This is a genomic window from Rhodosalinus sp. K401, from assembly GCF_041365735.1.
In the GTDB taxonomy this organism is placed as follows: domain Bacteria; phylum Pseudomonadota; class Alphaproteobacteria; order Rhodobacterales; family Rhodobacteraceae; genus Rhodosalinus.
In genome coordinates this window covers 373,376-393,733 of sequence record NZ_JBGFSI010000002.1, presented here as the reverse complement: position 1 = coordinate 393,733, position 20,358 = coordinate 373,376, and the positions used below count along the sequence as shown (strand labels likewise).

The window sequence follows — 20,358 nt, the reverse complement described above, 5'->3', positions numbered from 1 at the left end:
CCCGGGGCGGCGCCGGGCGCGGGCCCGCCCGCCGGGCCGGGCTGGGCGGCGGGCTGGTTCGCCGAGGTGGTCTCGCCCCCCGGCCTGCCCGTCTGGATCTGGGGGGCGGGGCATGTGGGCCGCGCCCTCGCCGGCGCGCTCGCACCCCTGCCGGGGCTGTCGGTCACGCTGGCGGACACCGGGCCGGAGCGCCTGCCGGATCCGCCGCCCGAGGGCGTGGCGGCGGTGCCGGCCGCGGACCTGCCGCGGCTCGCCGCGCATGCGCCCGAAGGCGCCTGGCACTACGTCATGACCTATAGCCACGACATCGACCTCGCGCTCTGCGACGCGCTTTTGCGGCNCGTCATGACCTATAGCCACGACATCGACCTCGCGCTCTGCGACGCGCTTTTGCGGCGCGGCTTCGCGGGCTGCGGGCTCATCGGATCGGCGACGAAATGGGCACGGTTCCGCAAGCGGCTGGAGGCGGCGGGGCATGCGCCGGAGGCCGTGGCGCGCATCCGCTGCCCGATCGGCGAGCCCAGCCTCGGCAAGCACCCGCAGGCGATCGCGGTGGGCGTGGCGGCGGCGCTCCTGGCCCGGAACCCGGCCGCGGCGGGGCCCTGAGCCGGGGCGCCGGTCTCAGGTCTTGGCGAGGCGGTAGATCGCGGGGATCACCAGCACCGTGAAAGCCGTGGACGAGGCCAGCCCGAAGAGCAGCGAGATGGCGAGGCCCTGGAAGATCGGGTCGAAGAGGATCACGCTCGCCCCGATCATCGCCGCGATGGCGGTGAGAAGGATCGGCTTGAACCGCGTGGCCCCGGCCTCGATCAGGATGTCGATGGTCACCCGCCGCTCGGGATCGGCGTGGCGGATGAAGTCCACGAGCAGGATCGAGTTGCGCACGATGATGCCCGCGAGCGCGATGAAGCCGATCATCGATGTGGCCGAGAAGGGCGCGGCGAAGAGCCAGTGGCCGAGCATGATCCCGAGGAAGGTGAGCGGCACCGGCGTCAGGATCACCAGCGGCAGGCGGAAGCTGCCGAACTGCGCCACGACGAGGATGTAGATGCCCAGAAGCGCCACCGCGAAGGCCGCGCCCATGTCGCGGAAGGTGACCCAGGTGACCTCCCATTCGCCATCCCAGAGCAACACCGGCGCCTCCGTGCTTTCCGGCTGACCGTGCAGCTTCACCACGGGCTTGGCGCCCTCGGGCCAGTCCATCGCGTCGAGGCGGTCGGCCACCTCGAGCATCCCGTAGAGCGGCGCCTCGAAATCCCCGGCAAGCTCGCCGGTCACCATGATCACGTCGTAGCCGTTGTGGCGGAAGACCGGGAAGGAGGTTTCCTCCTCCACGATCTCCACCACGTCGCCGAGCTCGACCACGCCGCGCCCGCCGGGCAGCGCGTTGGCCGGAACGGGGGTGGAGAGCGCCTCGGCGTCCATCACCCGCCGGGAGCGGTCGCGCGCCACGACGATGGGGATGGGCCGGCGCCCCTCGCCCCGGTGCGAATACCCCACCGTTGTCTCGCCGTTCAGCAGGCGTAGCGTCTCCAGCGCGTCGCGCTCGGCCACGCGGAAGAAATCCATGTCCGAGGGCTGGAGTTCCGCGCGCAGGCGGCGCGCGCGCGCGCCATGGCTGTCGTCCACGTCCACGACGAAGGGCACCTCCTCGAAGGCGGCGCGCACCTTGCCGGCCACCTCGCGCCGTGTCTCGGCGTCGGGCCCGTAGATCTCGGCCAGAAGCGTGGCGATCACCGGCGGGCCGGGGGGCGGCTCCACGACCTTGAGCACCGTGCCCTCGGGCGTGTCGAGCGCGCGCAGGCGCTCTCGCAGGTCGAGCGCGATCTCGTGGCTGACGCGGTCGCGGTGGTGCTTGGCCTCCAGGTTGACCTGCACCTGGCCAAGCTCGGGCGTCTGGCGCAGGTAGTAGTGGCGCACGAGCCCGTTGAAGTTGAAGGGCGCGGCGGTTCCGGCATGGGTCTGGGCCGAGATCACCTCGGGCAGGTCGAGCGCGATCCGGGCGGCCGCCTCGGCCACGGCGTCCGTCGCCTCCACGCTCGCGCCCTCGGGCAGGTCCACGACGATGGAAAGCTCCGACTTGTTGTCGAAGGGCAGAAGCTTCACCGTCACGTCCTTGGTGTAGAAGAGCGCGAGCGAGCCGAAGGAGAGCGCGGCGACGATCAGCAGGAAGAGCGCCGATCCGCCCTTGCGCGCCAGCACGGGCCGCGCCATCGCCGCGTAGAAGCGGCCGAGCCGCCCGCCGGGGAAGCCTTCGCCCTCGCCGTCGTGATCCATCGGCGCGCGCCCCGCGACCTTGAGCATGAGCCAGGGCGTGATCATCACCGCCACGAAGAAGGAAAAGATCATCGCGGCCGAGGCGACGGCGGGGATCGGGCTCATGTAGGGGCCCATCAGCCCCGAGACGAAGAGCATGGGCAGGAGCGCCACCACAACCGTCAGGGTAGCCACGATGGTGGGGTTGCCCACTTCGGCCACCGCGGCCACCGCCGCGTCGAGCCGCGACATCGACTGCCGCTTCATGCCCCAGTGCCGCGCGATGTTCTCGATCACGACGATGGCGTCGTCCACCAGGATGCCGATGGAGAAGATCAGCGCGAAAAGAGAGACCCGGTTGAGCGTGTAGCCCATGAAATAGGCCGCGAAGAGCGTGAGCAGGATCGTTACCGGAATGACGACCGCGACCACCACCGCCTCGCGCCAGCCGATCGCGAGGAAGACGAGGATCACGATCGAGATCGTCGCGAGCGAGAGGTGGAAGAGCAATTCGTTGGCCTTCTCGTTCGCGGTCTCGCCGTAGTCGCGGGTGACCTCGATCTCGACGCTCTCGGGGATGACGTGGCCCTGCATCTCCTCCACCCGGTGCAGGATCTGCTCGGCCACGGTCACGGCGTTGGCCCCGGCGCGCTTCGCGAGCGCGAGCGTGACCGCGGGCGCGCGGGCGACCTCGCCATCGGGTCCGCGCGCCAAGGTGGCCACGTGATGCTCGTCGAGATCCGAGACGAAGGCCACGTCGGCCACGTCGCGCACGTAGACGGTGCGCCCGTCGCGCGCGGTCAGTTCCAGATTGCCGATCTCGGCGGGGCTGGACAGCGTCTCGCCGATCACGAGCTCGATCTGCCCGCCCTCGTCACGCAGCCGGCCCACGGGCGCGGCGGCGTTGGCGCCCTGCACCTTCGCGGCGAGCTGCTGAAGGGTGATGCCGTGAAGCGCCAGCCGCGCCGGGTCGGGCGCCACGCGCAGCGCCTCTTCCGTCGCGCCGATCAGGAAGGTGAGGCCCAGATCCTCGATCCGGGCGAGGCGCACCTCCACCTCGCGGGCGATCCGCGTGAGGTCGGCGGCGGTGACCCCGCCCTGCCCCGCCGCGGGCGAGAAGGTGAGCGAGACGATGGGCACGTCGTTGATGCCCCGCCCGACGACCAGGGGCTCGGGGATGCCCACGGGGATGCGGTCCAGGTTGGCGAGGATCTTGTCGCGCACGCGCAGGATCGCGATGTCGGCGGAGACGCCCACGACGAAGCGCGCGGTCACCATGACCCGGTCGTCGCGGGTGTCGGAATAGACGTGCTCGACCTCGTCGATGCCCTTGACGATGGTCTCGAGCGGCTCGGTCACGAGCTTCACCGCGTCCTCGGCGCGGAGCCCGTCGGCGCGCACGTGGATGTCCACGAGCGGCACGGAGATCTGCGGCTCCTCCTCGCGCGGCAGGCTGACCAGCGCGATGAGCCCTACCGCGAGCGAGGCCAGCAGCAGAAGCGGCGTCAGCGGCGAGGCGATGAAGGCGCGCGTCAGGCGGCCCGCAAGGCCCGGCCCCTCCGGCGCGGAGGGGGTGTCCTCGTCCCGGCCCTGCCGCTCACTCATTCTCGATCACCAGCGTCTCGCCGGCGGCGAGGCCGCTCAGGATCTCGCGCCATGTCCGGCCGTCATGGGTGACCTGCGCGCCGGGAACCACCACCCGGCGGAGCGGGCCGTCGCCCGTCTCGACCGTCACGAAATCGAGCCCGCCGGTACGCTCGAGCGCGCCGGGCGGCACGAGGATCGCCGCGCGCGTGCCCACCGGCAGGCGCACGGGCACGCGCCGGCCGACGAAACGGGCGTCGAGCCCCTCTACCTCCACGTCGGCCTGCACCCGTCCGCCCTCGATCAGGGGGTAAAGCTTCACCAGCGCGCCCTGGCGCGACGCATCCGCGCCGCCGATCTCGATGCTGTCGCCCTCGGCCAGGCTTTCGGCATGGCGTTCGGGCACGGCCAGGCGCAGGAATGCGCCGCCGCCGCCGATCTCGGCCAGCGCCTCGCCGGGCGTGACGACCGAGCCGCGCGCGATGGGCACCCTGAGAACCACGCCGGCCTCGGGGGCCAGAACCTCGCCCTCCTCGATCTGCTGTTCCACCACGAGGCGTTCGGATTCGACGCTGGAGATCTCTCCGCGCAGCACCTCCACCTCGGTGCGAAGCTGGTCGAGCCGCTGGGTGGTGATCACGCCGCGCTCGATCAACTGTTCGCCCCGCTGCAGGTCGGTGCGCGCGGTGGCGAGGCGAGCGCGCAGCGCCTCGAGCCGGGCATCGAGCGCGTCGATCCGGAACTCGAGCTTGTCGTCCTCGATCACCGCGATGCGCTGGCCCGCCTCGACGCGGTCGCCCTCGGACACATCGAGCATGCGCACGGTGCCGCCGATGCGGGCGCGGGCAGGCACCCGGTCGCGGGTGGCGACCTCGCCGTAGATCGGCTTCCACTCCGTCACCGTCACGCGGGCGACCTCGACCGTCTCGGCCCGCGCCGCGCCCGCGGCGGCCATCAGCAATACCGGGATCAAAAGCGCACGCATTCGGGGCCCCTTCTCGTTGCGGGCGCATGCGCCCCGTTCACCGTGGATAGGCCCGGCAATGCGGCGCCTCATTGATCTGGCGCAAAAGCGTCGCCTGCGTTGATCGCCGACAATGCCGCCCGAAGGCAAGCCCGCCATCCTGACGCCGGGCGATATTGACCGCATCGCCCTCCACAGCGAGGACCGACCGACCATGACGGACATGCCCGAAACCGCCCCCGACGCCGAGACCGAAGAGGCGCGCCGCTCGATCGCCGCGCGCGGCCTCGCGCCGCTCTGGAAGCTTCGCGACGAGATCGACGCGCTTTTCGAGGACATTCACGCGGGCAGCGCCTTCGGCCCGCTGCGCCGCCGGCTGGGCGCCGCGATGCCGGACGGCGCCGCGGCGCACGTGCCTCCCGTGGAGATGGTCGCGTCGGACGAGGAGGTCCGCGTCACCGCGGAACTGCCCGGGCTGCACATGAAGGACATCGACGTTCAGGTCACCGACACCACCCTGACCATTTCCGGCGAAAAGCGCGAGGAGGTCGATGCGCGCGACGGTGCTGGCGAACTCGCCCTCTGCGAACGCCGCTACGGCGCCTTTCGTCGCGTCATCCGGCTGCCCGAAGGCGTGGACCCCGACGCGGCGAAGGCGAACTTCGCCAATGGCGTGCTGACCGTGCGCGTGCCGCGCAGGCCGGAGGCGGCGGCGGCACCCCGCAGGATAGAGGTGAAACCGGGCGGCTGACGGTGCCGGATCACCCGCCGGAGGGATCGTATTCCATCGCGCCGATCGGGCGGACAGTGCTCGCCTGCGGGCCGATCTCGCTTTCGCCGGTCTGCACCACAAGCTCCACCGTGTCGCGCGGGTTCAAGTCCTCGAACCTGCCGTCGACGACCGCGTTGCGGTGGAAATAGATCAGCCGCTGGTCGGTCGCGATGATCTGGCCATAGCCCTCGTCGTGGTGGATCTCGACGATCTTGCCCTGCAAGGGCCCGTCATGCACCTTCACGTCGCCGCGGATCTTGTCCTTCCAGCGCTTGATCTCACGCTCCATCGACGCGAAGGCATCACGGATGGCCACCTGCAGATGCTCGTGCGCGGCCGCGTCCTTCTGCCGGGGATGCACGACGAGCTCGTCGCCCGGCACGCGTGCCTCCACCGTCACCTCGTAGAGATTGCCCTGCCGCTGGCTGCCGTGCGGCGCGCGAATGTAGACGTGGCAACTGGTGATCTGGTCGGTGAAGGTCTCGAGGTGGTCGACCTTCTCGCGGACGAGAGCCTTGATCTCGTCGGTGGGCTCCACATGCTTGAAGGTCAGTTCCAGGGGCGTCTGCATGTCTCGTCGATCTCCGTTGCATTAAGCGCGCCGCGCCCCGCGGCGGGCGGACGCTGCAAGGCAGCTTCACGCCGCGGCGCGCCGTGCGCATTGACCTCGCGCAAGTCGGCCGGGCCTCAGGGGCGGCCGTAGACGCCCACGAGCTCGGTGAACTCGATGATGTAGGGCGCGGCGAGGCGCATCACCTCGACGCAGGTCGCGTCGGGCGCCGCCGACACGATCCTGTCGCTCAGCGCGCTCAGCCTGAAATGGTAGGCGTGGGGCTTGTCCCCCTCGGGCGGGCACGGGCCGCCGTAGCCCGGCTTTCCGAAATCGTTCACGGCCTGGCGAAAGCCCGGCTCGATCGATTCCGGCCCGAAGCCCGCGTGCAGGAAATCGCGGTCCGGCGCGATGTTGTAGGCGGTCCAGTGATGGAAGGTGCCGTCCGGCGCGTCGGGGTCGTCACAGACCAGAAGCAACTCCTTCGCGCCCTCGGGCACGCCCGTCCAGCGCAATGCGGGCGATACGTTCTGCCCGTCGCAGGTGAAGCGCGTCGGGATGGTCTCGCCCGGGTTGAAGTCCGGGCTCGTCAGCATGAGCATCGTGGCTATCCTCGTTCCGTTTGCACCGATCCCCGGACCCCGTCAGGCGGCCGACCCGCCGTCGAGCGCGAAGCTGATCTTGGCGTTCACGCGGTAGCTGGTGATCTTGCCGTTCTCGACGCTCGCGTTCATTTCCTTGATGTAGACGGATTTCACGTTCCGGACGCTCTCGGATGCCTGCGTCACGGCATTCTGTGCCGCATCCTCGAAACTCTTGTCGGATTCGGCGAGAACCTCGATCACTTTGAGCATGGTCATGGCGTCTTCCTTTCCGCGTTGCGTTGCCCCTGCCCCTGGCAGGGCGCATCCGGGTTGATACCGCCACACGGCCGGGCCCTGCATTGACGGCGGTTAACGGTCCGATCGGTCGGGACGGGCCGCGGCCGCGCTGCCGGGCACCTCCCACTCGTGCGGGTCGAGCCAGTCGGGGCTCGCGAGCGTCAGCAGAAGCTGCCCCAGGGCGAGCGGCACGACGCTCATCCCCAGCGCGAGCCCCAGCCCCGCCGGCCCGGGCGCGGGCAGCCCCAGAAGATCCGACAGCCCGGGCATCCAGAGCGCGACTGCGACGAGCCCGAGGCAAAGCGCGATCGCCCCCCAGACATAGGGGTTGCGCGTGACGACGTTGCCGAAGAAGCCGCTTGCCGGGCTGCGCAGGTTGAACACGTTCCAGAGCTGCGCCAGCGCGAGGGTGACGAAGGCCACGGTCACGCCCTGCTCGGTCGACAGGCGCAACCAGTAGAGCGCGAGCGCGAAGGCGGCGAGCGTGGCCACAGTGATCGCAGCGCCCAGCGCCGCGATCAGCACCCAGCGCGGCCGGTCCACGATCGAGGTATCAGGATCGCGCGGCGGCTGATGCATGACCTCCTCGTCCCCCTTGCCGAGGCCCAGCGCGAAGGCCGGAAAGACATCGGTGACGAGGTTGAGGTAGAGGATCTGCAGCGGCAGCAGCGGCACCGGCATCCCCGCCGCGATGGCCAGTCCGACGACCAGCACCTCGCTCACGTTGCACGACATCAGGTAGACCACGAAGCGGCGGATATTGCCGAAGATGACCCGCCCCTGCCGCATGGCGTCGATGATCGTGCCGAAGGCGTCGTCCTTCAGCACCATGTCCGACGCCTCGCGCGCGACCTCGGTGCCGCGCTGCCCCATGGCGACGCCGATATCGGCCTTCTTCAGCGCGGGCGCGTCGTTGACCCCGTCGCCCGTCATCGCCACGACATGCCCCGCGTCCTGGTAGAGCGTGACAAGATCGAGCTTCGTGTCGGGCGCCACACGGGCGAACACGTCCGCCCTGAGCAGACGCTCGCGCGTCTCTTCGTCCGCTTCCTCGGCCGAGAAACCGGCCAGGTCCGAGCCGGGGATGACCGTGAGCTCGCCGTCGCCGAGCCCCGCATCGCGCGCGATGGTCTCCGCGGTGTCGGCATGGTCGCCCGTCAGCATGACCACCCTGACGCCGGCCGCCCGGCTGGCCGCGATGGCCTCGGTCACCGCCTCGCGCAGCGGATCGAGCAGGCAGACGAGCCCCACCAGCACGAGGTCCTCGTAGGGCTCCTCGTCCTCGCCTGCCCCCCGCTTCATGGCGAGCGCGAGAAGGCGCAGGCCGTCCCGGGCCGCCGCGCCGTTACGCGACATCCAGTCCTCCCGGCCCGCCTCGTCAAGCGGCCGCGGGCCGTCGGGGCCCAGTTCCTGCGTGCAGGCGGCGACCACCTCCTCCGGCGCGCCCTTGACCGCGAAGATCACGCCCTCCTTTGCGGCATGCACCGTGGCCATCATCTTCAGATCGGGATCGAAGGCATGCTCGGCGCGCGTCTCGTGGCGCTCGAGCAGCGCCTCCCGCCCCTCGCCGGACGCCTCGGCCACGGAAAGCAGGGCGATCTCCATCGGATCGCCGGACTGTCCCGCGTCGTCTTCCGCGCCGTCGCCGAGCGAGGCGGTGTTGCAGAGCGCACCCACGCGCAGCGCCCAGGCAAGGCGGTCGTCCGTTTCCGGCGAGACGTCGCTGTCGTCGGACATGAACGCCGTCTCGCCGTTGCAGTCCACCTCGACGTCCTCGTCCGCGAGAAGGTAGCGCACCGCGGTCATGCGATTCTCGGTCAGCGTGCCGGTCTTGTCGGTCAGGATCACCGTCGTCGCGCCCAGCGTCTCGACCGCGGAAAGCCGCCGGATGAGCGCGTTGCGCCGCGACATCCGCAGCATCCCCCGCGCGAGGCTGAGCGTGGCCACCACCGGCAGGCCCTCGGGCACGGCGGCCACGGCGAGCGCCATGCCGGTCTGGACGATCGCGGCCATCTCGTAGCCGCGCAGGAGGCCGATCCCGATGACGACGACGGCGAGCGCCAGCGTCAGGAAGACAAGGCGGTGGCCGAGCCGGTCGAGGCGCCGCTCGAGCGGCGCCGCCTCGCCTTTCGCGCTCTGCGCGAGGTCGCTGATCCGGCCGATCTCGGTCTCCATGCCGGTGGCCACCACCACGCCGGCGCCCCCGCCCTGGGTGATCGCCGTGCCCTTGAAGACCATGCCGGGGCGGTCGCCCACGCCCGCCTCCGCCTCGGCGGCGTCGCCGCTCTTGGCGACGGGAGCCGATTCGCCTGTCAGGACCGATTCGTCGCTTTGCAGGTTGGAGCACGCGACGAGCCGCAGATCGGCCGTGACCACGTCGCCCGCCTCGAGCACGACGATGTCCCCGGGCACGATATCGTGGGCGTCGATGCGCCGCTCCTTGCCGTCGCGGCGGACGCGGGTGCGGACCTCCGCGATGTCGAGAAGCGCCTCCATCGAGCGGGCGGCGCGCAGCTCGGTCACGAAACCGATGGAGCCGTTGATGACCAGAACCGCCACGATGGCGAGGCCCTCGGCCAGGTCGCCAAGCGCGAAGGACAGCACGGCCGCCGCCGCGAGAAGCCAGACGATGACGCTCTGGAACTGGTGGACGAGGATCTCGACGACGCTCTTGCGCTCCGTCCGGCGCAGCTTGTTCTCGCCGTGCTCCTCGAGCCGTCTTTCGGCCTCGCGGACGGAAAGCCCCTTCTCTGGCGTGACATCCAGCTCTTCGGCCACGTCCGCGGCCGGGCGCGCATGTGCGTCTTCCAGGGGACGTGCCAAGGGCGCCTCCGCTCCACGCCGCGCGGATGCACGCAGGCGCGGCGACGATGCTGCGGGGACCGGCGTCCCGCCTTAACCCAGATCAAGGCAGGCGCGGCCGCCCGCGCAGACCGCGCGCGTCAGGAGGTCAGGAATTCCCCGACGAGGCCGGCGCCTTCCGGGTGCCCGAGGTCTTCCGCGCGCTCGCAGTGTTTTCGCTCTGCGCGTCCATGCCGCCGGCCGACATGTGCCCGGCACAGCGCTGGCACAGTTCAAGCCATTCCTGCCAGTCGGCCACCATGCGCTGGACCGATTCGGCCTGCCAGTCGCCCATGGCCTTCATCGCCGAGCCCGGATCGCTCACGCCGCCCTCGCGCAGCTCGCGCGCGGTCTCCATCGCGGTGCGCGCGGCGACGTGGCGACGCTCGAACCAGTGGCGCGAAAACGCCTCCGCCTCGTCGAGAAGCTGTTCCTGCGCCTTCCAGAATTCCTCCATCTGCGGCGCGGCGAGCGGACTGGATCCGAAGGCACGCTGAACCTGCTGCATCATCTCGGGAATTCCGCCGGTCGTCGTCTCGGTGGATTTCGAACTGGCCATGTCTGTCCTCCTCGGATGTCCGTCGCGTCGGGGGCTGCATGACGCGTCGGCGCCGCACGCGCATTAATCTCTGTCAACGGACGTCCGGGAAATCCCCGGGCGGGCCCGGCTTGCCGCATCGCGGCGAAGTCGGGGCGATACGCGCCGCCGGACGGTGTGCTATCCTTCGCGGCGCGGCACCGCTCAATGAGCGCGATCAATGCGCCCGGGCGCCGCCGCAGGGATCACGTCGTGGGGTGCGCCCATGCGCGCATGAAGGAGGCGACATGCCCGATCGTGCAGGACCATCATCGCCGGCCGGCCGGGACCGGGGGCTTCTTGCCCGCAAGCTCGGCCCGATGCCCGCGGCCTCGCTTCGCGCGATGCGGGATTACGGGCTCGCCGACGCGGAAATCGCCCGTTACTACGGGATGACGCCGGCCTCCGTGGCGCGGTGCCGCCGGCTGTTCTGCGCCGGCGCGCCCGAGGGCCGCCGGGACACGCCGCGCATCCCCCCGCCCCAGGGGAGCGGCGGGGCATTTGATCGAGGTTAAGGTGGGCCGCCTCGGCGCTTCCTAGAAGGATCCGAGGGCCGTGCGCGAAAGCGCCCGGGTGCAAACGCACGGAGCGGGACAGGTGACGGACGAAGGCCGGACCGGCAAGATCGTGGCCCTCGAGGGCGGGGTGGCCGATATCCGCTTCGAGGGGGCGCTGCCCGAGATCGGCACGCGGCTCGTCACGCTGTCCGATCCGTCCGTGACGATCGAGGTGGCGGATCTGCCGTCCCACGACACCGCGCGCGGCCTGATCCTGGACCCAGCGCCGGTGCTGCGGCTGGGCCTTGCCGTGCGCGACACCGGCGGGCCGCTCGCGGTGCCCGTGGGAGAGGCGCTGCTCGGGCGGGTGTTCAACCTTTTCGGCGACACCATCGACGACGGCGACCCGCTGCCCGACCTGCCCCGCCGCTCGATCCACGGCGAGCCGGTGGCGCTGTCACGCCGCCGGGTGGAGAACGAGACCTTCGAGACCGGCATCAAGGCCATCGACCTGCTCTGCCCGCTGGAGCGCGGCGGCAAGGCGGGGCTTTTCGGCGGCGCGGGCGTGGGCAAGACCGTGCTCATCACCGAGATGATCCACAACATGGTGGCCGAGTACGAGGGCGTCAGCCTTTTCTGCGGCATCGGGGAGCGCTGCCGCGAGGCGGAGGAACTCTACCGCGAGATGGGCGAGGCCGGGGTGCTGGAGCGCACGGTGATGATCTTCGGGCAGATGAACGAAAGCCCGGGCGTGCGCTTCCGCGTGGGCCACGCGGCGCTGACCATGGCGGAGTATTTCCGCGACGACGCGCGCCGCGACGTGCTGCTGCTTATCGACAACATCTTCCGGTTCGTGCAGGCCGGCTCGGAAATCTCGGGCCTGCTCGGGCGCATCCCGTCGCGGGTGGGCTACCAGCCCACGCTGGGCACCGAGCTGGCCGCGCTGGAAGAGCGGATCTGCTCCACCGATCGCGGCGCCATGACCTCCGTGCAGGCGGTCTACGTGCCCGCTGACGACTTCACCGACCCGGCGGCCACGCACACCTTCTCGCATCTGTCCGCATCCATCGTGCTGTCCCGCAAGCGCGCGGCCGAGGGTCTCTACCCCGCGATCGATCCGCTGAAGTCCTTCTCGAAGATGCTGACGCCCGGAACGGTGAGCGAGCGCCACTACCGCGTGGCGCGCGCCGTGCGCAACGCGCTTGCGGAGTACGAGGACCTCAAGGACATCATAGCGATGCTGGGCCTCGAGGAGCTCTCCGAGGGCGACCGCGCCACCGTGCGCCGCGCCCGCCGGCTGGAGCGGTTCCTGACCCAGCCCTTCTTCAGCACCGAGGCGATGACGGGCCGCGCGGGGACGTTCGTGCAGCTCGAGGACACGCTGACCTCCTGCGAGCGCATCCTCGCAGACGAATTCTCCGGAACCGGCGAAAGCGCCTTCTACATGATCGGCACGGTGGACGAGATCGACCGCGGCGCGCACGACGAAGGGGCCCCGGATGCGGCTTAGGATCGTCACCCCGCGCGAGATCCGCCTCGACACCGGGGTGCGGCGCATCGTGGCCGAGGCGCCCGACGGCGCGTTCGGCATGTGGCCCAACCACATCGATTTCGTCTCGCAGCTCGCGGCCGGGCTTGTCTTCTACGAGGACGCGGAGGGGCGCGAGCGCTATGCCGGCGTCACGCAGGGCACGCTCGTCAAGCGGGGCGAGGACGTGCTCGTGTCAACGCGCGAGGCGGTGCTGGGCGAGGATCCGGCGACCGTGCGCGATCGCGTCGAGGAGGCGTTCCGCCGGCTGGAGGAGACCGAGCGCGCGGAGCGCGCCGCCCTCGCGCGGCTGGAACTCGAACTCATGCGCCAGTTCAGGGAGCTCGACATCTCGGCATGACGAAGAAGACCGACACGGACGAGGGGCCCGCCGACAAGGACGCGCGCGAGATCGCGCGCAAGGCCACGCGCAAGCAGAAGGCGCTGCGCGAGGGCAAGGACAACCCGTTCTTCGGCCTCGCCATGTTCGGGCTGGTCGGCTGGGCGGTGGCGGTGCCCACCGTGCTGGGCATCGCGCTCGGCGTCTGGCTCGACGCGCGCACCGGGGGCGAGATCTCGTGGACGCTCACCTTCCTCTTCGCGGGCGTCGTACTGGGCTGCCTGAACGCCTGGTACTGGGTGCAGAAGGAGGGCCGGGATGACTGAGGCCGCGCTGCCGCTTCTCGGGGCCTTCCTGGCCGGCGCGGCGCTCGGCGCGGCCTATTTCGGGCTGCTCTGGCGCTCGGTTCGCGCGCTCGGCACGGGCGGCTGGGGGCGCTTCGCGGCAGGCGCCGCGGCGCGCGCGGCGCTGGTGCTGGGCGCGCTCGCCGCGGCGATCGCCACGGGCGTCGGTGCGGCCGGGATCGGCCTTGCGGCGCTGGGGTTTCTCGCCGCGCGGCTCTGGGCCACGCGGGCCGCGCGGCGCCCCACGCGGGAGGGCTAGGCGATGGAGATCAGCCCCGACGCGTGGGTCCTGCACGAATGGCGGGGTATCGCGCTCAACGCCACGATCGTCTTCACCTGGGCGGTGATGGCGCTTCTGGTCGCCGTCTCCTGGGCGATCACCTCGCGCCTGTCGGAGGGCGAGACGGTCTCGCGCTGGCAGGTGATGCTCGAGGTCGTCGTCACCGGCATCCGCGACCAGATCGCCGAGATCGGCGCCGACCGGCCGGGGCGCTACCTGCCCTTCATCGGCACGCTTTTCCTGTTCATCGCGGTGTCGAACCTGCTGACGGTGGTGCCGGGCTATGTCCCGCCCACCGGCTCGCTGTCGACGACGGCGGCGCTGGCGGTGGCGGTGCTGATCGCGGTGCCGCTCTTCTCGATCACCGAGCGCGGGATCCTGGGCTACCTGCGCACCTACATCCGGCCCACGCCCTTCATGCTGCCCTTCAACATCATCAGCGAGATCTCGCGCACGATCTCGCTCGCCGTGCGGCTTTACGGCAACGTGATGAGCGGCACGGTGATCGTGGGCATCCTGATCAGCATCGCGCCGTTCTTCTTTCCCGTCGTGATGCGCCTTCTGGGGCTGCTCACCGGGCTCATCCAGGCCTATATCTTCGCCGTCCTGGCGATGGTCTACATTGCCTCGGCCACGCGCAGCCGGCGCGAACGCGAGACCGACGCGCAGGACCGCTCTAGCAAGGGAGACTGAGAATGGACACGTCCACACTGGTCGCGATCGCCTCGATCGTCACGGCGGGGCTGACGATCACCGTCGGCGCGATCGCGCCCGCGCTCGCCGAAGGGCGCGCGGCGGCAAGCGCGCTCAGCGCGATCGCGCAGCAGCCGGACGCCTCCAACACGATCACGCGCACCCTCTTCGTGAGCCTCGCGATGATCGAGTCGACCGCGATCTACTGCTTCGTCGTGGCGATGATCCTGCTCTTCGCCAACCCGTTCACGGAGGTCGCGACACAGGCCGCGGGAGGCTAGGCGGTGGAGGTCGACTGGATCACCTTCGCGGCGCAGCTGGTCAACTTCCTCATCCTGATCTGGCTGCTCCAACGCTTCCTCTACGGCCCGATCACCGCGGCCATGGCGCGGCGCGAGGCGCGCATCGCCGACCGGATGGCCGAGGCCCGCGACGCGCGCCGTACCGCCGAGGACGAGAAGACGCGCCTGCGCGAAGAGCGCGAGGATCTCGAAAGCCGGCGCGAGGACATCCTCGCCGAGGCGCGCAAGGACGCCGAGGAGCTTCGCGGCGAGCTGGAAACGCAGGCGCGCGAAGAGGTGGACCGGAAGCGCCGCGCCTGGCTCGGCCATCTCGAGGACGAGCGCCACCAGATCGTCGGAAGCCTGCAGGAGCGAGTCTACCGTTTCATCCTCGAGACCGTGCGCCGGCTTCTGCGCGACTTCGCCGACACCGAGCTGGCCGCGCAGACCGCGCGGGAATTCGCGCGCCGGCTCGAGGCGCTGGACGAGGACGCGCGCGCGCGGCTCTCGGGCGCGGCCGCCGATGCGGAGGGGCCGCTCGTCGTCGAAAGCGGGCTCGACCTGCCCGAGGAGGCGCGCGCGCATGTGGCGCACGCCATCCGCGGGATCCTCGACGACGAGGACGCCCGGATCCGCTTCGACACCGACCCCGATCTCCTGATCGGCCTCAGCCTCACCGCGGGCGACCAGACGGTGCGCTGGTCGGGCGAGCGGCACCTCGACCGGCTGGAGGACACGGTGCGCGAGGCGATCGAGGCCCGGACCGACACCGCGCGGGATGGCGGGGCGCGCAAGGCGGCGGACGCATGACGCTGCGCGACGAGATCGGGCGCGCGGCGTTCTTCGAGCCGCTGGAGACGCTTCTGGAGGACACCCGGCCCGAGCTCGAGGTGGCCGACCTGGCCCATGTGACGAGCGTGGGCAACGGGGTCGCGCGGGTCGTGGGCTTCACCGACCTGCACGCCGACGAACTCGTCAGCTTCGGCGCGGGGCTCATGGGGATCGCCTCCAGCCTGGGCGAGCGGGAAACCGGCGTGATGGTTCTGGGGCCAACCGAAAGCATCCGGCCCGGCGACCGGGTGCGCCGCACGCACCGGGTGGTGGACGTGCCCGTGGGTCGCGCGCTTCTGGGCCGCGTGGTGGACGCGCTCGGCCGGCCCCTCGACGAGGCGGGGCGGCTCGAGGCCGAGGACCGCGCCCCGGTGGAACGCACCGCGCCGCCCATCATGCATCGCGCGCCGGTGGAGGTGCCGCTTCAGACCGGGATCAAGGCGGTGGATGCGGCGGTCCCCGTGGGCCTGGGTCAGCGCCAGCTCATCCTCGGCGACCGGCAGACCGGCAAGACCGCCATCGCGGTCGACACGATCCTCAACCAGGCCGACAGCGGCGTCGTCTCGGTCTATTGCGCCGTGGGCCAGCGCGCCTCGGCGGTGGCGCGGGTGATCCAGCGGCTGCGGGACGAGGGCGCGCTGGAGCGCACGGTCGTCGTCGCGGCGAGCGGCGAGGACGCGCCGGGGCTGCAGTTCATCGCGCCCTACGCCGCCACCAGCATCGCCGAGGCGTTCATGGCCGAGGGCCGCGACGTCCTGATCGTCTACGACGACCTCACGCGCCACGCCCGCGCCTATCGCGAGATCTCGCTGCTGCTGCGCCGCCCGCCGGGGCGCGAGGCCTACCCGGGCGACATCTTCTACATTCACTCAAGGCTGCTGGAACGCGCAACCCATCTGCGCGACGCCCATGGCGGCGGCTCGCTCACGGCGCTGCCGGTGATCGAGACGCAGGCGCAGAACATCTCCGCCTACATCCCCACCAACCTCATCTCGATCACCGACGGGCAGATCTACCTGTCGCCCAAGCTTTTCGAGAAGGGACAGCTTCCCGCCATCGACGTGGGCAAGTCGGTGAGCCGCGTGGGCGGCAAGGCGCAGCTGCCCGCCTACCGCGCCGTGGCCGGCGACCTGCGGCTTTTCTACACCCAGTTCGAGGAGCTCGAGACCTTCGCGCGCTTCGGCACCCAGATGGACGAGGAGACGCGCACCAAGCTCGCCCGCGGGCGGCGGGTGCGCGAGATACTGCGCCAGTCCGAAGGCCTGCACCTCTCGGTGCCCGACCAGATCGCCGCCCTGCTCGCCGCCACGTCGGGCCTTTTCGACGACATCCCCGTGGAGAACATCGCCCGGGCGGAGCGGCGCGCGATGGACGCCGCGCGAAAGAATTGCGAGGAGATCACCACCCGCCTTGCGGAGGGCGGCGCGCTGGAGGACGCGGACCGCGACGCGCTTCTGAAGGCGATGGAGGGCGCGCTCGACGACATGCGCGGGGGCGGTTCGGGCGGGGAGCGCGGCGATGGAAACGCTTGAGTCGCTCGGCGAGAAGCTCGACACCACCGGCGATATCCGCGCCATCGTGCGGACGATGAAATCGCTCTCCTCGGCCAGCATCCGCGGCTACGAGCGCGCGGTGGAGGCGGTGGGCGAATACGAGCGCTCGGTGGAAATGGGGTTGCAGGTCGTGCTGCGCGACGGCCCGCCGCTGGAGCGCCGCGGCGCGTCGTCGAAAGGGCCCGACGGTCTAGTGGTCCTCGGCTCGGATCGCGGGCTGTGCGGGCGTTTCAACGACCGGATCGCGCAGCACGCATCGACCTGGCTGGAGACCGTGCGGGACGGCCATACCCGGCTGGTGGGCGTGGTGGGCATCCGCGCCGCCGCGCGGCTCGAGGCGCTGGGCGCGCCGGCCGACGGGGTCTTCACGCTGCCCGGCTCAATCTCGGGACTGGCGCAGGCGGTCAACGCCCTCTCGGTGGAGATCGAGCGGCGCGTCTCGGCGGGCGAGGTGCGGTCGGTGACGCTGGCCTACAACCGCCGGACGCAGGACGCGCTCGCCCAGCCGATGGACCGGCGCCTCGTGCCCGTGCCGGAGCGGTATCTGCGGGAACTGGCCGCGCGGCCCTGGTCCGGGCCGTCGCGCCCGACCTACCGGATGGAGCGGTCCGCGCTCTTTTCCTGGCTCGTCCGCCAGCATGTCTTCGTGGCGATCTACCGCGGCTTCGCCGAATCGCTGGCGAGCGAGCACGCCTCCCGGCTCGCCGCGATGCAGAGCGCCGAGCGCAACATCGACGACCGGCGCGAGGAGCTTGAGGGCCGCTACCGCCTGAAACGCCAGGAGACGATCACGCGAGAGCTTCTCGACGTGGTCTCGGGCTTCGAGGCGGTGCGGCACCGGGGCTGAGGCCGGACGCGCGCAGGCACCGGTTGACGCGCGTCATTGCCGGGGGCGGGCATTGCGGGCGAAGCTCTGCCCGAAGGAGGACGACGTGACCGGCACGACGCAGAAGGACATCGCGGCCGATCTGATGGCGCGCCACGGCCCCTCGCTCGCCGGGGAGCTCGGCCTCGAGCTTTCGCAGAACACGCCTGCGCCACTCTTCCGGTTCCTGTGCGCGGCGCTTCTGCTCAGCGCGCGGATCTCCTCGGATCTCGCCATGCGCGCCGCCGCCGCGCTTGCAGAGGCGGGCTGGACCACCCCCGCGAAACTGGCCGACAGCACCTGGCAGGAGCGGGTGGAGGTCCTGAACGGCGCGGGCTACGCGCGCTTCGACGAGAAGACGGCGACCATGCTGGGAGAGCTGGCCGAAAAGCTCCTCGACGACTACGGCGGCGACCTGCGCCGCCTGCGCCAGGCCGCGGGGCGCGACCCGGACGAGGAGCATCGCCTGCTCCGGGAATTCAAGGGGATCGGAGATCTCGGCGCCGACATCTTCTGCCGCGAGGCGCAGGTGGCGTGGGACGAGCTCTACCCTTACGCCGACAGCCGCACCCTTTCGGAGGCCGCGCGGCGAGGCCTTCCCGAGACGCCCGAGGGGCTTGGCGACCTCGTCGGCCGCGCAAGGCTGCCAGGCCTGCTCGCCGCGCTCATGCGCGCCACTTGAGCGGGTTCAGGCCTCGGCCTTCTTCTCCCAGCGGCCCGACGCCTCCGACCAGTATTGCGCGGTGCAGCCCGCGCCGGTGAGCGTGCGCCACTGGTCGCGGGCCGCCTCCACCGCCGCGCTGTCGTTGCCGTCGAAAAGGATGCACACCCGTTCGAGGGCCGCGGTCTCCTCGGGCGAGACGCGTGCGCCGTCCACGGCCATCACGCAGGCCGCGGCGTTCGGGGCCTCGTGCGAGGTCGTCAGCAGAACCGGCTGGAGGGCGTCATGCGGGCCGCCCGCCTGCCCGTGCGGCAGGAAACGCTCCTCCGGCCCGAGCCAGAGCTTCTGGTCGAGCCAGTCGATCCGCTCGGGATCCGTGCCGCGCACCGCCACCCGCCAGCCCTGCGCCAGCGCCCGCTCGAGAAGCTGCGGCAGCGCCTCCTCGAGCGGGCGGCGGGTGAGGTGGTAGAAGTAGGCCGCGCCCATCAGTCCTCGAAACGGTCGGCCACCAGCCGGTCGAGCGCGAGCACGCCCCAGCCCGTGGCCCCCTTCGGCGCGAGCGCGGTGTCCTTGCCGACCCGCGCCACGCCCGCGATGTCGAGGTGAATCCAGGGGGTCTCTTCCTTGACGAACCGGCCCAAGAACTGCGCCGCGGTGATCGAGCCCGCGGTGCGGCCGCCCACGTTCTTCATGTCCGCGATATCGCTCTTGATCAGCTCGTCATAGGCATCGCCCATGGGCAGGCGCCACGCGCCCTCGTCCTCCGCCTCGGCCGCCTTCAGGAACGCCGCCGCCAGCTTGTCGTCGTTCGAGAACACGCCCGCCTTCTCGTGGCCGAGCGCGATGATCATCGCGCCCGTGAGCGTGGCCAGGTCGATCATCCCGGCAGGCTTGAAACGCTCCTGAGCGTACCACATCGCGTCCGCCAGCACGAGACGGCCCTCGGCATCGGTGTTGATCACCTCGATCGTGTCGCCCTTCATCGAGGTCACCACGTCGCCCGGCCGCATGGCCGTGCCCGAGGGCATGTTCTCGACGAGGCCCACGATACCCACCACGTTGGCCTTCGCCTTGCGCAGCGCCACTGTCCGCATCACGCCGGACACGACCGCCGCGCCGCCCATGTCCATCGTCATGTCCTCCATGCCCAGCGCCGGCTTGAGCGAGATGCCCCCGGTGTCGAAGACCACGCCCTTGCCGACAAGCGCGAGCGGCGCGGCATCCTTCGCGCCGCCCTTCCATTGCATCACCACCACCTTGGAGGGCGCGGCAGAGCCCTGCCCCACCGACAGCAGGCTGCCCATGCCGAGCTTCTCGAGGTCGGGCTCTTCCAGAACCTCCACCTCCACGCCGGCGTCGCGCAGCCCCTCGAGCCGTTCGGCGAACTGGATCGTGTTGAGGATGTTGGCGGGCTCGCTCACGAGGTCGCGGGTGAGATAGACGCCCTCGACGCGGGCGGCGCAGGGCACCCAGGCGGCCTCGGCCGCGCTCGGGTCGGACACCATCACCGTGACCGGGCCGGGCGCGGGGGCCTCTTCGCCCTTGTGCTCGGTGAACGCGTAGGCGCGCAGCGCCGCGCCCAGGGCGAGTTCCGCGGCATTGCGGCGATTGCCCGCCAGCACCGTGAGCGCCCCCTCGCCGCGCGCCACCCGCGCGCCGGCCTTGCGCGCCTCAGCCACCGAGGGCCGGCGCGGCAGGCTGACGATCTCCACCGCCTCGGCGGCCATGCCGGTGGGCCAGGCCAGGGTGATCGCCTCGCCCGGCTTCAGCTTGGCAAAGCGCGGCGACTCGACCGCGCGCGCCACCGCGCCCTTGGTCAGCCGGTTCACCCGGCGCGCGCCGGCGTCGAGCCGCCCGCTCTCCTCGACGAGGACGGCGACGCGCCCCTCGCGGTCTGCCAGCGTGTCGAGATCGGTTTCGGCGAATGTCACGGCGACGGGTCGGGTCATCGGCGGCTCCCTGCATTTTCTGTCCGGATCGTGCCCCACGTCCTAGCGCGGGTGCGCCGGCTCTGCCAGATAGCAGTTTCAGGCCGCGGGCCTTTCCGATAGGACTGAGCG

Annotated in this window: 22 protein-coding genes; 13 read left to right on the top strand and 9 right to left on the bottom strand. The window is 71.0% G+C overall.

The features are described from left to right. Positions 1 to 606: XdhC family protein (locus tag AB6A66_RS04450; protein ID WP_371054933.1), on the top strand; the 606-nt coding region annotated here is incomplete at its 5' end. A 15-nt stretch (positions 607 to 621) separates the two neighbouring features. On the opposite strand, the gene AB6A66_RS04445 is transcribed toward AB6A66_RS04450, so the two are convergent. Beyond that, the gene (locus tag AB6A66_RS04445) at positions 622 to 3,861 is read right to left on the bottom strand and encodes an efflux RND transporter permease subunit (RefSeq protein ID WP_371054932.1); all 3,240 of its coding nucleotides are present in this window, start codon (positions 3,859 to 3,861) and stop codon (positions 622 to 624) included. Then, positions 3,854 to 4,825, bottom strand: a complete 972-nt coding sequence (locus AB6A66_RS04440; protein WP_371054931.1) for an efflux RND transporter periplasmic adaptor subunit — start codon at positions 4,823 to 4,825, stop codon at positions 3,854 to 3,856. The genes AB6A66_RS04445 and AB6A66_RS04440 overlap by 8 nt, the downstream gene beginning before the upstream one ends. Before the next feature lie 193 nt (positions 4,826 to 5,018). Between AB6A66_RS04440 and AB6A66_RS04435 the strand changes: the two genes are divergently transcribed. Continuing rightward, positions 5,019 to 5,555 carry an Hsp20/alpha crystallin family protein gene (locus tag AB6A66_RS04435; RefSeq protein WP_371054930.1) on the top strand — a complete coding sequence of 179 codons (537 nt, stop codon included), beginning with the start codon at positions 5,019 to 5,021 and terminating at the stop codon, positions 5,553 to 5,555. Positions 5,556 to 5,565: 10 nt separating this feature from the next. Here AB6A66_RS04435 and AB6A66_RS04430 read toward each other — a convergent pair whose 3' ends face one another. The 5 genes from AB6A66_RS04430 to AB6A66_RS04410 form a co-directional block, all read right to left on the bottom strand. Then, complete coding sequence (locus tag AB6A66_RS04430; protein WP_371036411.1) at positions 5,566 to 6,147, bottom strand: HPF/RaiA family ribosome-associated protein; 582 nt, start codon at positions 6,145 to 6,147, stop codon at positions 5,566 to 5,568. Positions 6,148 to 6,263: 116 nt separating this feature from the next. Further along, positions 6,264 to 6,728 carry a YbhB/YbcL family Raf kinase inhibitor-like protein gene (locus tag AB6A66_RS04425; RefSeq protein ID WP_371054929.1) on the bottom strand — a complete coding sequence of 155 codons (465 nt, stop codon included), beginning with the start codon at positions 6,726 to 6,728 and terminating at the stop codon, positions 6,264 to 6,266. Positions 6,729 to 6,770: 42 nt separating this feature from the next. Next, the gene (locus AB6A66_RS04420) at positions 6,771 to 6,986 is read right to left on the bottom strand and encodes a dodecin family protein (RefSeq protein ID WP_371036413.1); all 216 of its coding nucleotides are present in this window, start codon (positions 6,984 to 6,986) and stop codon (positions 6,771 to 6,773) included. A gap of 93 nt (positions 6,987 to 7,079) precedes the next feature. Next, positions 7,080 to 9,830, bottom strand: a complete 2,751-nt coding sequence (locus AB6A66_RS04415) for a cation-translocating P-type ATPase (RefSeq protein WP_371054928.1) — start codon at positions 9,828 to 9,830, stop codon at positions 7,080 to 7,082. Positions 9,831 to 9,957: 127 nt separating this feature from the next. Further along, positions 9,958 to 10,407 (bottom strand): hypothetical protein, encoded by a 450-nt coding sequence (locus AB6A66_RS04410; protein ID WP_371036415.1) that lies wholly within the window; start codon positions 10,405 to 10,407, stop codon positions 9,958 to 9,960. 266 nt (positions 10,408 to 10,673) lie between these two features. Here AB6A66_RS04410 and AB6A66_RS04405 point away from each other — a divergent pair, with 266 nt between their 5' ends. The 11 genes from AB6A66_RS04405 (at position 10,674) to AB6A66_RS04355 (ending at position 18,319) form a co-directional block, all read left to right on the top strand. Next, positions 10,674 to 10,940, top strand: coding sequence for a hypothetical protein (locus AB6A66_RS04405; protein WP_371054927.1), 267 nt, complete (start codon positions 10,674 to 10,676; stop codon positions 10,938 to 10,940). Between the two features lie 82 nt (positions 10,941 to 11,022). Beyond that, positions 11,023 to 12,432, top strand: a complete 1,410-nt coding sequence (gene atpD / locus AB6A66_RS04400; protein WP_371054926.1) for a F0F1 ATP synthase subunit beta — start codon at positions 11,023 to 11,025, stop codon at positions 12,430 to 12,432. Next, on the top strand, positions 12,422 to 12,811 hold the full coding sequence (locus AB6A66_RS04395; RefSeq protein ID WP_371036417.1) for an ATPase: 390 nt from the start codon (positions 12,422 to 12,424) through the stop codon (positions 12,809 to 12,811). The genes atpD and AB6A66_RS04395 overlap by 11 nt, the downstream gene beginning before the upstream one ends. Continuing rightward, a complete protein-coding gene (locus AB6A66_RS04390; protein WP_371036418.1) occupies positions 12,808 to 13,116 on the top strand; it encodes an AtpZ/AtpI family protein in 309 nt (102 codons plus the stop codon). The genes AB6A66_RS04395 and AB6A66_RS04390 overlap by 4 nt, the downstream gene beginning before the upstream one ends. Then, on the top strand, positions 13,109 to 13,393 hold the full coding sequence (locus AB6A66_RS04385) for an ATP synthase subunit I (RefSeq protein WP_371054925.1): 285 nt from the start codon (positions 13,109 to 13,111) through the stop codon (positions 13,391 to 13,393). Before AB6A66_RS04390 ends, AB6A66_RS04385 begins: the two co-directional genes overlap by 8 nt. Positions 13,394 to 13,396: 3 nt before the next feature. Continuing rightward, complete coding sequence (locus tag AB6A66_RS04380; protein ID WP_371054924.1) at positions 13,397 to 14,107, top strand: F0F1 ATP synthase subunit A; 711 nt, start codon at positions 13,397 to 13,399, stop codon at positions 14,105 to 14,107. A gap of 2 nt (positions 14,108 to 14,109) precedes the next feature. Continuing rightward, positions 14,110 to 14,388, top strand: a complete 279-nt coding sequence (locus tag AB6A66_RS04375) for a F0F1 ATP synthase subunit C (RefSeq protein ID WP_371036421.1) — start codon at positions 14,110 to 14,112, stop codon at positions 14,386 to 14,388. Positions 14,389 to 14,391: 3 nt separating this feature from the next. Continuing rightward, positions 14,392 to 15,198 (top strand): hypothetical protein, encoded by an 807-nt coding sequence (locus AB6A66_RS04370; RefSeq protein WP_371036422.1) that lies wholly within the window; start codon positions 14,392 to 14,394, stop codon positions 15,196 to 15,198. Further along, positions 15,195 to 16,751: an alternate F1F0 ATPase, F1 subunit alpha gene (locus AB6A66_RS04365; RefSeq protein WP_371054923.1), complete on the top strand. Its 1,557-nt coding sequence runs from the start codon at positions 15,195 to 15,197 to the stop codon at positions 16,749 to 16,751. The genes AB6A66_RS04370 and AB6A66_RS04365 overlap by 4 nt, the downstream gene beginning before the upstream one ends. Beyond that, positions 16,738 to 17,619 carry a F0F1 ATP synthase subunit gamma gene (locus AB6A66_RS04360; RefSeq protein ID WP_371054922.1) on the top strand — a complete coding sequence of 294 codons (882 nt, stop codon included), beginning with the start codon at positions 16,738 to 16,740 and terminating at the stop codon, positions 17,617 to 17,619. Before AB6A66_RS04365 ends, AB6A66_RS04360 begins: the two co-directional genes overlap by 14 nt. 85 nt (positions 17,620 to 17,704) lie before the next feature. Further along, positions 17,705 to 18,319, top strand: coding sequence for an endonuclease (locus tag AB6A66_RS04355; RefSeq protein WP_371054921.1), 615 nt, complete (start codon positions 17,705 to 17,707; stop codon positions 18,317 to 18,319). Between the two features lie 6 nt (positions 18,320 to 18,325). On the opposite strand, the gene AB6A66_RS04350 is transcribed toward AB6A66_RS04355, so the two are convergent. After that, entirely contained in the window at positions 18,326 to 18,784 is a 459-nt protein-coding gene (locus tag AB6A66_RS04350; protein WP_371036426.1) for a DNA polymerase III subunit chi, read from the bottom strand. Next, complete coding sequence (locus AB6A66_RS04345; RefSeq protein ID WP_371054920.1) at positions 18,784 to 20,247, bottom strand: leucyl aminopeptidase; 1,464 nt, start codon at positions 20,245 to 20,247, stop codon at positions 18,784 to 18,786. Before AB6A66_RS04345 ends, AB6A66_RS04350 begins: the two co-directional genes overlap by 1 nt. Between the last annotated feature and the right edge of the window lie 111 nt (positions 20,248 to 20,358).

Coding starts and splice junctions, on each gene's coding strand:
- AB6A66_RS04435 (WP_371054930.1), top strand. CDS start 5,019: ATGACGGACATGCCCGAAACCGCCCCCGACGCCGAGACCGAAGAGGCG.
- AB6A66_RS04425 (WP_371054929.1), bottom strand. CDS start 6,728: ATGCTCATGCTGACGAGCCCGGACTTCAACCCGGGCGAGACCATCCCG.
- AB6A66_RS04440 (WP_371054931.1), bottom strand. CDS start 4,825: ATGCGTGCGCTTTTGATCCCGGTATTGCTGATGGCCGCCGCGGGCGCG.
- AB6A66_RS04420 (WP_371036413.1), bottom strand. CDS start 6,986: ATGACCATGCTCAAAGTGATCGAGGTTCTCGCCGAATCCGACAAGAGT.
- AB6A66_RS04385 (WP_371054925.1), top strand. CDS start 13,109: ATGACTGAGGCCGCGCTGCCGCTTCTCGGGGCCTTCCTGGCCGGCGCG.
- AB6A66_RS04365 (WP_371054923.1), top strand. CDS start 15,195: ATGACGCTGCGCGACGAGATCGGGCGCGCGGCGTTCTTCGAGCCGCTG.
- AB6A66_RS04445 (WP_371054932.1), bottom strand. CDS start 3,861: ATGAGTGAGCGGCAGGGCCGGGACGAGGACACCCCCTCCGCGCCGGAG.
- AB6A66_RS04430 (WP_371036411.1), bottom strand. CDS start 6,147: ATGCAGACGCCCCTGGAACTGACCTTCAAGCATGTGGAGCCCACCGAC.
- AB6A66_RS04390 (WP_371036418.1), top strand. CDS start 12,808: ATGACGAAGAAGACCGACACGGACGAGGGGCCCGCCGACAAGGACGCG.
- AB6A66_RS04350 (WP_371036426.1), bottom strand. CDS start 18,784: ATGGGCGCGGCCTACTTCTACCACCTCACCCGCCGCCCGCTCGAGGAG.
- AB6A66_RS04380 (WP_371054924.1), top strand. CDS start 13,397: ATGGAGATCAGCCCCGACGCGTGGGTCCTGCACGAATGGCGGGGTATC.
- AB6A66_RS04375 (WP_371036421.1), top strand. CDS start 14,110: ATGGACACGTCCACACTGGTCGCGATCGCCTCGATCGTCACGGCGGGG.
- AB6A66_RS04395 (WP_371036417.1), top strand. CDS start 12,422: ATGCGGCTTAGGATCGTCACCCCGCGCGAGATCCGCCTCGACACCGGG.
- AB6A66_RS04410 (WP_371036415.1), bottom strand. CDS start 10,407: ATGGCCAGTTCGAAATCCACCGAGACGACGACCGGCGGAATTCCCGAG.
- AB6A66_RS04405 (WP_371054927.1), top strand. CDS start 10,674: ATGCCCGATCGTGCAGGACCATCATCGCCGGCCGGCCGGGACCGGGGG.
- AB6A66_RS04345 (WP_371054920.1), bottom strand. CDS start 20,247: ATGACCCGACCCGTCGCCGTGACATTCGCCGAAACCGATCTCGACACG.
- AB6A66_RS04360 (WP_371054922.1), top strand. CDS start 16,738: ATGGAAACGCTTGAGTCGCTCGGCGAGAAGCTCGACACCACCGGCGAT.